Here is a 13,462-nt window from a genome sequence, read left to right as displayed (position 1 = left end):
AACCCTTGAAAGTTGAGCGCATGACCCACACCGCCCCCTCCACCGCAACCCCGGCCCCGGCGCCCCGCCAGAGGCGTCGGGGAGGACTTGCCGCCATCGTCATCACCGGGACGGTGCTGCTCCTGGGCGGCGGCTACGGTGCGGGCTACGCGTTGGCGGGCGAGACGCTCGCTCCGAAGACCACCATCCAAGGCGTCGAGGTGGGCGGCCTGACCCCCCGCGAGGCCGAGGACAAGCTCACCACCGAACTGGCCGGGCGTTCGACGGCTCCCATCACCGTGAACTCGGGTGAACACCTGCTCACCAAGTCCCCGAGCGAACTCGGGTTGGGGGTGGACGCCCACGCGTCCGTGGCCGCCGCCGGTGGCAGGAAGTCCTTCGACCCGCGGGTCATCTGGGAGAACCTGACGGGTGGCCGCCCCCACGACGCCGTCGTCACGCGGGATGAGGCCGCGCTGGACGCCACGGCGTCCGAGCTGGCGCAGTTGGCGGACACGGAGCCGGTCAACGCCGAACTGGCGATGGTGGACGGGAAGCCCTCACTCAGCGAGGGGGCGGCCGGCACCAAGGTGGACGCCGAGGCCACGAAGGCCGCTCTGGTGGCCGCCTACCTCCACAGCACCGAGGTCGAGGCCGTCGTCGGCGAGCAGGAGCCCGACGTCACCACCGCCGAGGCGCAGCGGACCCTGGACGAGGTCATCACCCCCGCTCTCTCCGGCCCGATCACGATGAACGCTGGCGACAAGACCTTCGCCATCGAGCCCGCCATGATCGCCCAGTCCCTCTCCATCGAGACGGTCGACGGCGCGCTCCGGGCCACCCTGGACGCCGACGCCCTCATGGAGCAGGCCAGCACCGCGATCGCCGGGCTTGGCCACCAGGAACCCAAGAACGCCCGCTTCACCTTCGAGGGCGGCAAGCCCACCATCGTCCCCTCCGTCGACGGCATGGGCGTGGCCAAGGAGGAGCTCGTCCAGGTCGTCCGCGAGGCGATGGTGAAGTCCGGTGACGAGCGCAAGGCCTCCGTCACCGTCGCCCAGAAGAAGGCCGACTTCACGACGGAGATGGCGGTGAAGATGGGCATCAAGCAAGTCACGGGTGAGTTCACGACCTACTTCCCCGGCTCCGCCTACCGCATCAACAACATCGGCAAGTCGGCCGGCCTGATCAACGGCGTCCTCCTCAAGCCGGGCGAAACGTTCTCGATGAACAAGGTGCTCGGCCCGCGCACCATCGCCCGGGGTTGGCAGGCCGGGGGCGCCATCGACGGCGGTCGCGTGGTCGAACGGATGGGCGGCGGCATCTCGCAGACCACGACGACCACCTTCAACGCGATCTTCTTCGCTGGGCTGGAGGACGTCTACCACAAGCCCCACTCGCTGTACTTCAGCCGCTACCCGGTGGGGCGCGAGGCCACACTGGACTACAACTCCGTCGACATGAAGTTCAAGAACAACACCGACTACGGCGTCCTCATGCAGGCGTTTACCAGGAACGGTCCCAAGGGGTGGGAGGTCACGGTGCGGGTGTGGTCGACCAAGATCTACGACGTGAAGGCGTCCGAGCCGGTCAAGAGCGCCGTGAAGTCGCCGGGCCCCGCGATCGAGGACGATTCCGCGGTGTGCAGCCCCCAGGAAGCCAAGGACGGATTCACGGTGAACTACAACCGCCTGTTCTACAAGAACGGAGCGCTGGTGAAGACCGAGCCCTTCAAGTGGACCTACAACACGCTCACCCCGGTGGTGTGCACCAACCCCAACGCAAAGCCCGACCGCATCGAGCGCTGAGGTCGTCAGCCGAGCGGGGTGAACCCCGCCTCGGCGAGCGCGTCACCGCCGCCCGCGTCCTCCGTGCGCACCTGGACGGAACGGGCGCCCATCCGCGTCGCCCACCAGGCCGCCGCCACGATCGTGTCGACCGACGCGCCGGGCAGCGTCACCCACTCGCCCTCGAAGCGGACCCGGACGCCGTCGATCTCGGCCCACTCGCCCCACGGCGGGACCGCGGCCGGGGGCGTCCGGCCCTCGAGCAGGGACGAGATGCGTGCCACCCAAGCCGTCCCCGGGACCCGGGCGCGGTCGGCCAGTGCATCCAGCAGGTCCCGCGGAGTCGCCTCGGGCCTCCGGCCGAGGGCGACCGGAACCCGCCGGATCGCGTCGACGTCCGTGCGGTCGAGGGCGTGCTCGGTGCCCCGCCGGTCCACCACACCGATCCGTGCATCCGACAACGTCGTCACGAACCCGATCACCTCGCGGGCGGTGCCCGAATCGAGTGCCCGGAGGCTGACGCGCTCGCCCACCCGGAGGGCCGGTCGCAGAGATGCCACCACATCGGTTGGCACGTGCATCGAACCTCCTGTCCGGCGTTGTATGGTGGGGCACTGAGTCCAGCGTAGGGAACTGTCAGGAGCGTATTCGATGACTTACATCATCACCCAGTCGTGCGTCGACGTGAAGGACCTCGCGTGCGTCGAGGAGTGCCCCGTCGACTGCATCTACGAGGGCAACCGCATGCTCTACATCCACCCCGACGAGTGTGTGGATTGCGGCGCCTGTGAGCCCGTCTGCCCCGTCGAGGCCATCTACTACGAGGACGACGTCCCCGCCGACCAGGCGGAGTTCTACGACGTCAACGTGAAGTTCTTCGACAACCTGGGTTCCCCGGGCGGCGCGGCCAAGATGGGCAAGATCGAAGCCGACCACCCGCTGGTCGCCGCACTTCCGCCCCAGGGCGAGTGACCGGGCTGTCGGGCCGGCTGCCCGACTTCCCGTGGGACACCATCGCCGGGGCGCGTGAGCGCGCCCGGGCGCATGCGGACGGCGTCTGTGACCTGTCGGTCGGGACGCCGGTCGACCCGGTTCCCCCCTTGGCTGTGGACGCGCTGGCCGCTGCGGCCGCCGGCTGGGCGGGCTACCCGACGGTGTGGGGTACCCCCGCGCTGAGAAGGGCCATCCGCACGTACCTCGAGACGCGGTGGGGGAGCGTCCCGCTCGAGGACGCCAACGTCCTGCCGGTGGTCGGCACGAAGGAACTCGTCGCGCACCTGCCGCTCCAACTCGGCATCGGAGCGGGGGACACCGTCGTGATCCCCACGACGGCGTACCCCACCTACGAGGTGGGCGCCCGCATCGCCGGTGCCGAGGTACTGGCCACCGACGACCCGGCCGAGGCCGCCGCCGCGCGTCCGAAGCTCATCTGGGTCAACTCGCCGGCCAACCCGCACGGTGCCATCCTGGGGGCCGACGCACTCCGCGCCTGGGTGGACGCCGCGCGTTCGGTCGGCGCGGTGCTCGCGTCGGACGAGTGCTATGGGGAGTTCGGCTGGGAGGCCGAACCGGTCTCGGTCCTGCACCCGGAGGTCTGTGGCGGCACCACCGAGGGGCTCATCGCCGCCCACTCCTTGTCGAAGCGTTCGAACGTGGCCGGGTTCCGAGCGGGATTCCTGGCCGGCTCCGCCTCGGTGCTGGGGGAACTGCTGTCGGTCCGGAAGCATGCGGGACTCATGGTCCCCGGACCGGTCCAGGACGTCATGGTCGCCCTGCTGGCCGACCACGACCACGTCGTGGAGCAGCGGGAGCGTTACCTGTCCCGGCGCCGGGTGCTCAAGCCGGCGCTCGAGCAGGCGGGGTTCCGCGTCGACCACTCCGAGGGCTCGCTCTACCTGTGGGCCACCCGGGGCGAGGATTGCCGCGCCACCGTGGACTGGCTCGCCGAGCGCGGCATCCTGGCCGCGCCGGGTGACTTCTACGGCCCGGCCGGTGCCCAGCACGTCCGGATCGCGCTGACGGCGTCCGATGAGCGGATCACCGCCGCAGCGTCCAGGCTGGCCGGCTGAGGCGCCCCCAAGCCCCTCAGCGGCCGGACGGCGTCGGCGACGGCTTCACGTCGAACCGGATCACGACCGTCGATCCTCCTGACGGCTCCCCGACCCACGGGGCCAGGTCGCGTGGGCTGGGCGTCCACGAGCGCCCCGCGACCTCGACACCGGCCAATCCGAAGCGGTGGTGGTTGGCGATCGCGAGGGACGCCGCGGACCAGGCCAGGCTCTCGGTCGCGGCCCTGACGGTCACCCGGTCCGAGGTGCGGGTCACCCGGCTCGAGGAGGGCAGCGTCCGCTCCAGGAAGGTCGCCAGAGCCTCGGGGTCACCGGGGGGCGGGTCGGAGACACGGCAGGAGAAGGACGCCGGCGTCTCCCCGGTCAGCGCGCTGGCGAGACGCCGGGCGTTCTCCACGTGCTTGGCGTACCCGTTGGGGTGTCCGCTGCGCTGGACAGCCTGCGCCACGTCGTTCACATCGCCGGTCCGCCAGTCGGGCACCTCGACCAGGGCCGCGTAGAACCGCTCTGAGGCGTGGTAGGGATCCCGGACCTGCTCCGGCGTCCCCCAGCCCTGCGAGGGTCGCTGCTGGAAGAGGCCGAGCGAGTCCCGGTCACCGTAGGTGAGGTTGCGGATGCCCGACTCCTGGTACACCGTCGCGATGGCGATCGTGGACGCCCGGGGTGCCAGCCCGCGCTGGGTGGCGACGCCGACGATCACGGAGAGGTTCTCCGCCTGCTCGGGGCTCACCGGCACCGTCATGTCGGCCACCGACGCCGCACACTGGTCCGACAGGGGCAGGGGCTCCCTGTTCCAGGTGTACACCGCGAACAGGCCGACGACGATGCCGGTCATCACGAGGCTCGTGATGACCAGCGCGACGAGGATTCGTCGGAGCGCCTTCAAGACCGCGCTCAGTTCGCGTGCAGAGCCGCGTTCAGCTCGACCGTCTGGCCCTTGCGGGGGCGGACGGAGACCGCACCGGTCACCGAGTCACGGTAGAAGAGGAGCCCGTCCTGTCCCGACAGTTCCGCGGCCTTGACCACCCGGCCGTCAGGCAGGGTCAGCTTGGTGCCGGCGGTGACGTAGAGGCCGGCCTCGACCACGCAGTCGTCGCCCAGCGAGATGCCGATCCCCGCGTTGGCGCCCAGCAGGCAGCGCTCGCCGACGGAGATCTGCTCCTTGCCGCCACCGGACAACGTGCCCATGATCGAGGCACCCCCGCCGACGTCGGAACCGTCACCCACGACGACGCCGGCCGAGACGCGGCCCTCCACCATCGAGGCACCCAGCGTGCCGGCGTTGAAGTTCACGAAACCCTCGTGCATCACGGTGGTGCCGGACGCGAGGTGGGCGCCCAGGCGGACACGGTCGGCGTCGGCGATGCGGACACCCGCGGGGACGACGTAGTCGACCATGCGCGGGAACTTGTCCACGCCGTACACGGTGAGGTGGCCCTTGGCGGCCCGGAGCGCGGCACGCACGTCCTCGAAGCCCTCGACGGCGCAGGGGCCGGCGGAGGTCCACACCACGTTCGGCAGGGTGCCGAAGATGCCGTCCAGGTTGATGCTGCGCGGCGCGCACACGCGGGCGCTGAGCAGGTGGAGCCGCAGGTAGGCGTCCGCCGTGGAGGCCGGGGCGCCATCGAGGTCGATCTCGGTGCGGACCACCTCGGTGCGGACGCCGCGGAGGTCGTCCTCGATCACGGCGGTCAGCAGGGAGGCGGGGGCCGTCTCCTCCTCGGCGGGGATCCCGAGGGCGGGGGAGGGGTACCACACGTCCAGCACGTCACCCGAAGCGGTGGTGGTGGCCAGGCCCCAGCCCCAAGCGGGGCGTGCAGCAGTGATCATGAATGTCTCCTCGTGTCCAGGCGGTGGGCCGAAATCGGGCGGCCCGCGTCCACATCGGCCCCAGCCTACTCAAGGCCGGCTCACCACCAGCTGACGACCGCCGGGTCCTGGTTCAGGTCGACGGTGTAGCCGCGCTCGCCCCGGAGCGCCGTCGTGGCGTCCATGCTGAGGCCGCCACGGGAGACCGTCGCGGTGGCACGGACCTCGAAGGGGATCTTGCCGGCCACGGTCATCGCCCCGGGATCCAGCGTCGGGGCGAACCCTTCCCAGGGGTTGTTGACGCCGGTGAAGCGCACCGACCCCTCGGCGACCTGGACCCCGTCGGTCGACACGCCGAAGGGGCAGTTGGCCGGACGGGACTCCGTCGCCGCCAGGCACTCGTCGTAGCGCGTCCGGACCGCGTTGAGCACCACCTCACGCCCCGCCTCGGACAACACCGGGGTCACCTGGAGCGACGTGGGATCCTGCTCCGGCGTCGCGATGGTGCCGACGGTTTCGCCGTCGAGCCTCACCCGGTCGTTGACGGGGGCGGCCGTGTACCGGCCGGGGAACACCGGGTTGTTCTCCTCGGTCAGGGTGACGCCGTTGACCGTGAGCGCACGGCGCTCGGGGACGACCAGCTCGCCGGTGCCGTCGGACACCTTCCAGGAGCTGCCGTCGCCGGTCAGCTTGAGCGTCGTGGAGACGGCCTCCTCGCCCAGGCGGTAGGAGACGTCGACCGTCGGGGTGTCGTCGCCTCCGCCGACGGCGCCGGCCCGGATCTCGGTCAGGGGGGCGGCCTGCTTCGACGCTGCCAGCGCGTCATCGGTGAGCAGGGCGACGTTGGCCGGCTTCTCGGCCAGGAGGTTGAGCGCGGCGGCGGCGTCGCCCTCGGCGACCGCCGTCAGGTACGCCGTGGCCGTGTCCCGGATCGAGGCCTCGCGGTTGGCGCGGGTGGTGGACACGGCGAACCACACGACGCCCCCGATGAGCGCCAGCACGAGGAGGACGGCCAGGGCCCAGACCAACGGGCGAGGGCCCCGACGCGCGTCATCGACGGTCCGGGAACCGGCCGAGTCGTCGGCCCGTGGGGCGGGTCCGTCCGCCTCGAAAGCCGGCATGGCCTGGGTGGGCTCGTCGGGCTGCTGCATGGCGTCTCCTGAGGTCATCATCAGGTGCCAGTTTGCCACGAAGGGCTGGGACTAGGCTGTCCGCCATGGCACTCGACCTCACCGCTGACCTGCCCGCCCTGCTCATGGCGATCACCGACATCGAGTCGGTCAGCGGCAACGAGGCCGCGCTGGCGGGCGCCGTGGCCGAGGCCCTGGGCCGGTACCGCCACCTGCACCTCCATCGGGACGGGGACGCCGTCGTGGCCCGCACGCAGCTGGGCCGGGCCACCCGCGTCGTGGTCGCCGGCCACCTCGACACGGTGCCCGTCGCCGGCAACCTGCCCTCCCGGCGCGAGGGCGACCTCATCATCGGACGCGGTACGTGCGACATGAAGGGGGGTGTGGCGGTGGCCCTGGCGGCGGCCGCCGCGCTCGTGGAGCCGCGCCACGACGTGACGTGGATCTTCTACGACAACGAGGAGGTCGAGGCGGTCAAGAACGGGCTGGGGCGTCTCTCCCGCACCCGACCCGACCTGCTCGAGGGGGACTTCGCGGTCCTGATGGAGCCGACGGGCGCCCACATCGAGGGCGGCTGTCAGGGAACGCTGCGCTTCGACGTCACCACCACCGGGGCGGCGGCGCACTCGGCACGCAGTTGGCTGGGGCACAACGCCATCCACGACGCCGGCGTCCTGTTGCAGCGGCTGGCCGACTACTCCCCGCGCACGGTGGAGGTCGAGGGCCTGGAATATCGCGAGGGGCTCAACGCTGTTGGCGTCGTGGGTGGGATCGCGGGCAACGTCATCCCCGACCGCTGCACGATCACCGTGAACTTCCGCTTCGCGCCGGACCGTAGCATCGCCGACGCCAAGGCGCACTGTGCCGAGGTCTTCGCCGGCCACGAGTTGGTCTTCACCGACGAGTCGCCTGCCGCGCGCCCCGGGCTCGACCGTCCGGCCGCGGCCGAGTTCCTCGCCGCGGTCGGGGGCGAGCCCCGCGCCAAGTACGGCTGGACGGACGTCGCTCGCTTCTCGGCCCTCGGCGTCCCGGCGGTGAACTTCGGGCCGGCGGATCCCGGCAAGGCGCACACCGATGACGAGTTCTGCCCCGTCGCCGACCTCGACACCTGCCACGAAGCCCTCCTGCGCTGGCTGGCCTGACGGTTAGGCTGCTGCGGTGACCAAGACGTCCAGGAAGAACTTCCGGCAGCAGGGCCCGGTGATCCGCCGTTCCGGGCAGGTGCAGGACACCACGACCGACCAACGGCTCCTGCAGGGACGTCGGGGCGAGGACTGGCTGCACGCGGACCCGTGGCGTGTGATGCGGATCCAGGCGGAGTTCGTGGAGGGGTTCGGCACGCTCGCCGAGCTGGGGCGCGGCGTGAGCGTCTTCGGCTCGGCGCGCACCTCCAGGGAGCACCCGATGTACGCCGAGGCCGTCCGGCTGGGTGCAGCCTTGGCGCAGGCGGGATACGCGACGATCACCGGCGGTGGCCCGGGCATCATGGAGGCCGCCAACAGGGGTGCCTCCGAGGCGGGCGGGGTCTCGGTCGGCCTGGGCATCGAGTTGCCCTTCGAGGTCGGGCTGAACAAGCACGTCAACCTCGGGATCAACTTCCGCTACTTCTTCGTGCGCAAGGTGATGTTCCTCAAGTACGCGCAGGGATTCGTCGTCATGCCCGGCGGCATGGGCACCCTGGATGAGTTGTTCGAGGCGCTCACCCTGGTCCAGACGGGGAAGATCACGTCCTTTCCCATCATCCTGTTCGGCCGCGATTACTGGCAGGGCCTGGTCGACTGGCTGCGGCAGCGGATGCTCGCCGACGGCTACATCTCGGAGCCGGACGCCGACCTGCTGCACATCGTCGACGATGTCGAGGAGGCGGTCACCATCATCGTCGAGCACGGCCATCAGCTCGAGATGAACAGCCACTGACGTGATCTGGTTCCTCGTCGCACTCGTCGTGGTCGTGCTGGCCGTCGCGGCGGTCGCCGGTTCCGGACGCCTGGGCGAGATGCCGCCGCCCGTCCACGACGCCCCGGTGCTCGACCTTCCCGCCGGGGAACTCACCGCCCGGGACCTCCGCGAGGTGCAGTTCGCCCTGACCACGAGGGGGTATTCGACCGCGCAGGTGGACGAGTTGCTGGGCCGCCTCGCCACCCAGCTGGAACACCCTTGGGGAGCGTCTGCGATAATGGACCCCAGCGAGTTCTCGCAGTCTGGCAGAGAGGGAGAACATGGCAGCAATGAAGCCCCGCACGGGTGAGGGCCCCATCGAGGTCGCGAAGGAGTCCCGCGTCATCGCGATGCGCATTCCCGCGGACGGTGGCGGCCGACTCGTGATCGAGATGAATGCCACCGAGGCAGCGGAGCTGCTCGAGGCACTCAAGAGCGTCGTCGGCTGACGACCACCACGCCGAACGAACAATGTCCCCCGGGTCGTCAGACCCGGGGGACATTGCTGTGTGCGGTGTCTCAGCCCCTGCGTGCCGCGCGCCGGGCCTGGGCGGCCCGGTAGACCTCGACGGTCTCCTGGGCGATCTTCTCCCAACTGAACTCGTCGATGCAGCGCTGGCGTCCGGCCTTGCCCATCCTCTCGGCGAGTTCGGGGTCACGGGTGACCGTGTTGATCCTGTCGGCGAAGGTCCGCTCGAAGTTCGCGATGAACTCCGCGTCATCCGCCCTCTTGGGGTCGTAGGGCACCAGCAGGCCGGTCTCGCCGTCCACGACGACCTCCGGGATACCGCCCACCGCGGACGCCACGACCGGCAGCTCGCAGGCCATGGCCTCGAGGTTGACGATGCCGAGGGGCTCATAGATCGACGGGCAGGCGAACACGGTCGAGTGGGTCAACACCTGGCGGACGGCCTCGCGCGGGAGCATCTCCTGGACCCACACCACGCCGCTGCCGCGGGCCTCGTTGAGCTCGGCGAACGCGCCGTTGAACTCGGCGGCGATCTCCGGGGTGTCCGGGGCGCCGGCCAGCAGGAGCACCTGGGTGTCCGGGTCGAACATCTTCGCCGCCCGGACGAGGTGGATGAGGCCCTTCTGCCGGGTGATGCGGCCGACGAAGGTGACGATCGGCTTCGACAGGTCGACGCCGAGGCCCGCGATGACGTCGGTGTCGTGGTCCGGCTTGAACTCCTCGGGATCGATGCCGTTCTTCACCACGTGGATGCGCTCGGTCTCAACGAACGGGTAGGCGTCCTGGATGTTCTTGATCATGGCGGCCGACACGGCGATGACGGCGTCCGCGCATTCGTAGGCGGTCTTCTCGATCCAGCTGGAGACGCGGTAGCCGCCGCCGAGCTGCTCGACCTTCCACGGGCGGTCGGGCTCGAGCGAGTGGGCCGTCACGACGAGCGGGACATCCTGGAACTCCGACGCGATGATGCCGGCGAACTGGGCGTACCAGGTGTGGGCGTGGACGACGTCCACCTCGGGGATCGCCGCAGCCATCGCGACGTCCGCGCCGAGCGTTCGGATCGCCCCGTTGGCTCCCTCGGGGTAGTTCTCGGCGTGGGCGGTCGCGCCCTCGCGCGGCTCGCCCATGCACTGGACGTCGACCATGTCGGTGAACTTCCGCAATTGCGGGACGAGCTGCCCGACGTGGACGCCGGCGCCGCCATAGATGAACGGGGGGTACTCACGGGTGAGGATCGAAACGCGCATGGCCCGATCGTGTCACAGCCCCAAGAAAGACGAGGAAAAACTGGTCAGACCGCCGTGGGCACGAGTGACACCCCGGTGAAGTCGGCGTGACAGTTATGGGATTTGCAGCGCTCGCCGGGGTCGGGTGGCCTAGGTTGGGGGCATGAGCAATCGACCGAATGTCCTGTCGATTGTCCTGGCCGGTGGCGAGGGCAAGCGTCTGATGCCTCTCACCGCCGACCGGGCCAAGCCGGCGGTTCCCTTTGGCGGCACCTACCGCCTCATTGACTTCGTCCTGTCCAACCTTGCGAACTCCGGCCTCACGAAGCTGGCCGTACTGACCCAGTACAAGTCGCACTCCCTCGACCGGCACATCGCCCAGACGTGGCGCATGTCGACGCTCCTGGGCAGCTTCGTCGCCTCGGTGCCGGCACAGCAGCGCACGGGCAAGCAGTGGTACCAGGGCAGCGCGGACGCCATCTACCAATCGCTGAACCTCATCACGGACGAGGACCCGGACTACATCGTGGTGTTCGGCGCCGACAACATCTACCGCATGGATGTCAGTGAGATGCTCCGGTCGCACATCGACTCCGGCCTGGAGTGCACGGTGGCGGGCATCCGCGTCCCGCGGTCGGAAGCCTCCGCCTTCGGCATCATCGACGCTGCCGACGACAACAAGATCAACCAGTTCCTCGAGAAGCCGGCCGACCCGCCCGGACTGCCCGACAGCCCGGACCAGTCCTTCGCCTCGATGGGCAACTACATCTTCACCCGCAAGGCGTTCGTGGAGATGCTGAAGGCGGACGCCGAGGACCCGGACTCCAAGCACGACATGGGCGGCAACGTCGTCCCCTTCTTCGTGAACAAGGGTCAGGCCCAGGTCTACGACTTCACGCAGAACGACGTGCCCGGGTCCACCGACAAGGACCGCAGCTACTGGCGCGACGTGGGGACCATCGACGCCTACCACGCAGCCCACATGGACCTGGTCAGCGTCGAGCCCGAGTTCAACCTGTACAACCGGCAGTGGCCGATCTTCACGCAGCAGGCTCAGGCGCCCGGGGCGAAGTTCACGCTGCGCGGCACCGCTGAGGACTCGATCGTCTCGGCCGGCAGCATCATCTCCGGCGGCGACGTCGACCGCTCCGTGCTGTCCCCGAACGTGGTCGTCGACAAGTGGGCCAAGGTCGAGGAGTCGGTGGTCTTCTCCGGCGCCCGCATCGGCCGCAACGCGGTCATCCGCCGCGCGATCCTCGACAAGAACGTCATCGTGGACGACGGCGCCGAGGTCGGTGTCAACCGCGAGGCCGACTTGGCGCGTGGCTTCCACGTGTCGGATTCGGGCATCACGGTGGTCACCAAGGGTGGACGCGTCAGCGCCTGACCGCAGCAACGCGACGGCCCCGCGGATTCTCCGCGGGGCCGTCGGGCGTTCGGTCGTGGGCTGAGGTCGCCGGAGCCCTCAGCTGCGCAGTGCGACCAGCAGGCCGTCGCCGATGGGCAGGACGATCGGGGAGAGCTCGTCGGACTCCAGAACCGCAGCCAGGGCCTCCCGGATGATGACGACCTCGTCATCCTCGTTGGAGTCGTCCGCGATGCGCCCGCCGGCGAGCGCGCCGTGCAGGACAAGAAGCCCCCCGGAGCGCAGCAGGCGCAGGCCCTGCTCGACGTACTCCACGTACTCCAGTTCGTCGCCGTCCACGAGGACCATGTCGTAGGCGTCGTCGCTCAGCTTGGGCAGGACCTGCAGGGCGGGACCGGCGATGAGGCGTGCGCGCCGTGCGGGGTGGCCGGCGGCGGCGAAGACGGTGCGGGCTGCGGCCTGGTGTTCGGGCTCGCTGTCGATCGACGTCAGGACGCCCTCGGGCACCATTCCCGACAGCAGCGCCAGCCCCGACACGCCGGTGCCGGTGCCGATCTCGACGACGGCTCGTGCGCCCGTGGTGCGGGCGAGGAACGCCAGCGTGGCGGACACGCCGGGGGAGACGGGAGTGAGGCCCATGCCCTCGGCGGCCGCGCGGGCATCAGCGGCCCCGGCGGCCTCGGGGACGAACGACTCGGCCCATGCGGCGGCGGACGGGTGGGAGGCGGCGGGCTTCGCGGCTGCGTTCACGCGCCCACCTTATCGTCAGACTTGGCCCGGGGGTGTCCTAGACTGTCGCGCATGGCCCATCCTCCCTTCGGGCGCCTCATCACGGCCATGGTGACGCCCTTCCACGACGACGGATCCCTCGACCTCGACGAGGCCAGGCGCCTCGCCGCGTATCTGGTCGACGAGCAGGGCAACGACTCGCTCGTGGTGAACGGCACCACGGGGGAGTCCCCGACCACGGACGACGACGAGAAGAGCGCACTGCTCAAGGCCGTCGTCAGCGAGGTGGGAGACCGCGCCCAGGTCATCGCCGGTGTCGGCACCAACGAGACGGCCGCCACCATCAAGCGCTGCCGGGACGCGGTGGAGGCGGGCTGCGACGGCCTCTTGGTCGTGACGCCGTACTACAGCAAGCCCCCCGCCGATGCCCTGCTGGAGCACTTCCTGCTCGTGGCCGACGCGACCGACCTGCCGGTCATGCTCTACGACATCCCCGGCCGCTCGGCGATCCCGATCCCCGAGGAGACGATCATCGAGCTGGCCCGCCACCCGCTCATCGTCGCGGTGAAGGACGCCAAGGGTGACCTGGTCAGCTCGGCACGGGTGATGGCGGCGACCGACCTGGCCTACTACTCCGGCGACGATGCGGTCACGCTGCCCCTCATGTCCATCGGCGGTGTCGGCGTGGTGGGGACGTCGACGCACTTCAGCGGCGCCGTCACCAAGGAGTGGATGGACCTCCTCGCCGAGGGCGCCCAGCAGGATGCGCTGGAGGTCTACCGTCGCCTGCTCCCCGTGTACACCGGGGTGTTCGCGACGCAGGGCTGTATGCTGGTCAAGGCCGGCTTGGCCGCTCGTGGGTTCAATCCCGCGGTGCTGCGCCGTCCGCTCAAGCCGGCGAGCCCAGCGCAGGCGCGTACGTTCGTCCAACTCCTCGAGGCCGCCGGGCTCTGACCCGGG

The 13,462-nt window shown here is 70.1% G+C and carries 15 protein-coding genes; 9 read left to right on the top strand and 6 right to left on the bottom strand.

What is annotated here, in order from left to right; translation table 11 throughout:
• Positions 1-20: 20 nt before the first annotated feature.
• Positions 21-1,787 (top strand): VanW family protein, encoded by a 1,767-nt coding sequence (locus AC5YDA_RS01990; protein WP_496188224.1) that lies wholly within the window; start codon positions 21-23, stop codon positions 1,785-1,787.
• 5 nt (positions 1,788-1,792) lie between these two features.
• Here AC5YDA_RS01990 and AC5YDA_RS01985 read toward each other — a convergent pair whose 3' ends face one another.
• Positions 1,793-2,347 carry a hypothetical protein gene (locus AC5YDA_RS01985; protein ID WP_496188223.1) on the bottom strand — a complete coding sequence of 185 codons (555 nt, stop codon included), beginning with the start codon at positions 2,345-2,347 and terminating at the stop codon, positions 1,793-1,795.
• 70 nt (positions 2,348-2,417) lie between these two features.
• On the opposite strand from AC5YDA_RS01985, the gene fdxA reads away from it, so the two are divergent.
• Both fdxA and dapC read left to right on the top strand, forming a co-directional pair.
• Positions 2,418-2,738, top strand: coding sequence for a ferredoxin (fdxA, locus tag AC5YDA_RS01980; protein ID WP_496188222.1), 321 nt, complete (start codon positions 2,418-2,420; stop codon positions 2,736-2,738).
• On the top strand, positions 2,735-3,835 hold the full coding sequence (dapC, locus tag AC5YDA_RS01975; RefSeq protein ID WP_496188221.1) for a succinyldiaminopimelate transaminase: 1,101 nt from the start codon (positions 2,735-2,737) through the stop codon (positions 3,833-3,835). The genes fdxA and dapC overlap by 4 nt, the downstream gene beginning before the upstream one ends.
• A 16-nt stretch (positions 3,836-3,851) precedes the next feature.
• Here dapC and AC5YDA_RS01970 read toward each other — a convergent pair whose 3' ends face one another.
• The 3 genes from AC5YDA_RS01970 to AC5YDA_RS01960 all read right to left on the bottom strand — a co-directional run bounded on the left by AC5YDA_RS01970 (position 3,852) and on the right by AC5YDA_RS01960 (position 6,795).
• Positions 3,852-4,721, bottom strand: coding sequence for a hypothetical protein (locus AC5YDA_RS01970; RefSeq protein ID WP_496188220.1), 870 nt, complete (start codon positions 4,719-4,721; stop codon positions 3,852-3,854).
• 8 nt (positions 4,722-4,729) lie between these two features.
• The gene (gene dapD, locus AC5YDA_RS01965; protein WP_496188219.1) at positions 4,730-5,665 is read right to left on the bottom strand and encodes a 2,3,4,5-tetrahydropyridine-2,6-dicarboxylate N-succinyltransferase; all 936 of its coding nucleotides are present in this window, start codon (positions 5,663-5,665) and stop codon (positions 4,730-4,732) included.
• An 80-nt stretch (positions 5,666-5,745) separates the two neighbouring features.
• Entirely contained in the window at positions 5,746-6,795 is a 1,050-nt protein-coding gene (locus tag AC5YDA_RS01960) for an Rv0361 family membrane protein (protein ID WP_496192727.1), read from the bottom strand.
• Positions 6,796-6,860: 65 nt separating this feature from the next.
• Here AC5YDA_RS01960 and dapE point away from each other — a divergent pair, with 65 nt between their 5' ends.
• Genes dapE through AC5YDA_RS01940 form a run of 4 tightly spaced genes read left to right on the top strand, consistent with a single transcriptional unit; the run spans position 6,861 to position 9,161 of the window.
• Complete coding sequence (gene dapE, locus AC5YDA_RS01955) at positions 6,861-7,916, top strand: succinyl-diaminopimelate desuccinylase (protein ID WP_496188217.1); 1,056 nt, start codon at positions 6,861-6,863, stop codon at positions 7,914-7,916.
• Positions 7,917-7,932: 16 nt separating this feature from the next.
• Positions 7,933-8,691, top strand: coding sequence for an LOG family protein (locus AC5YDA_RS01950; RefSeq protein WP_496188216.1), 759 nt, complete (start codon positions 7,933-7,935; stop codon positions 8,689-8,691).
• A gap of 1 nt (position 8,692) precedes the next feature.
• Positions 8,693-9,022: a DivIVA domain-containing protein gene (locus AC5YDA_RS01945; RefSeq protein ID WP_496188215.1), complete on the top strand. Its 330-nt coding sequence runs from the start codon at positions 8,693-8,695 to the stop codon at positions 9,020-9,022.
• A complete protein-coding gene (locus tag AC5YDA_RS01940; RefSeq protein ID WP_131167178.1) occupies positions 8,994-9,161 on the top strand; it encodes a DUF3117 domain-containing protein in 168 nt (55 codons plus the stop codon). Before AC5YDA_RS01945 ends, AC5YDA_RS01940 begins: the two co-directional genes overlap by 29 nt.
• Positions 9,162-9,231: 70 nt before the next feature.
• Here AC5YDA_RS01940 and glgA read toward each other — a convergent pair whose 3' ends face one another.
• A complete protein-coding gene (gene glgA, locus AC5YDA_RS01935) occupies positions 9,232-10,428 on the bottom strand; it encodes a glycogen synthase (protein WP_496188214.1) in 1,197 nt (398 codons plus the stop codon).
• A 142-nt stretch (positions 10,429-10,570) separates the two neighbouring features.
• Between glgA and glgC the strand changes: the two genes are divergently transcribed.
• Complete coding sequence (gene glgC, locus AC5YDA_RS01930) at positions 10,571-11,794, top strand: glucose-1-phosphate adenylyltransferase (RefSeq protein ID WP_496188213.1); 1,224 nt, start codon at positions 10,571-10,573, stop codon at positions 11,792-11,794.
• A 78-nt stretch (positions 11,795-11,872) separates the two neighbouring features.
• Here glgC and AC5YDA_RS01925 read toward each other — a convergent pair whose 3' ends face one another.
• Positions 11,873-12,523 (bottom strand): O-methyltransferase, encoded by a 651-nt coding sequence (locus tag AC5YDA_RS01925; RefSeq protein ID WP_496188212.1) that lies wholly within the window; start codon positions 12,521-12,523, stop codon positions 11,873-11,875.
• 51 nt (positions 12,524-12,574) lie between these two features.
• On the opposite strand from AC5YDA_RS01925, the gene dapA reads away from it, so the two are divergent.
• Positions 12,575-13,456 carry a 4-hydroxy-tetrahydrodipicolinate synthase gene (dapA, locus tag AC5YDA_RS01920; RefSeq protein WP_496188211.1) on the top strand — a complete coding sequence of 294 codons (882 nt, stop codon included), beginning with the start codon at positions 12,575-12,577 and terminating at the stop codon, positions 13,454-13,456.
• The last annotated feature ends 6 nt before the right edge of the window (positions 13,457-13,462 follow it).

It is taken from the genome of Propioniciclava sp. LT294 (assembly GCF_059516005.1).
This window is presented reverse-complemented; position numbering and strand designations above follow the sequence as displayed.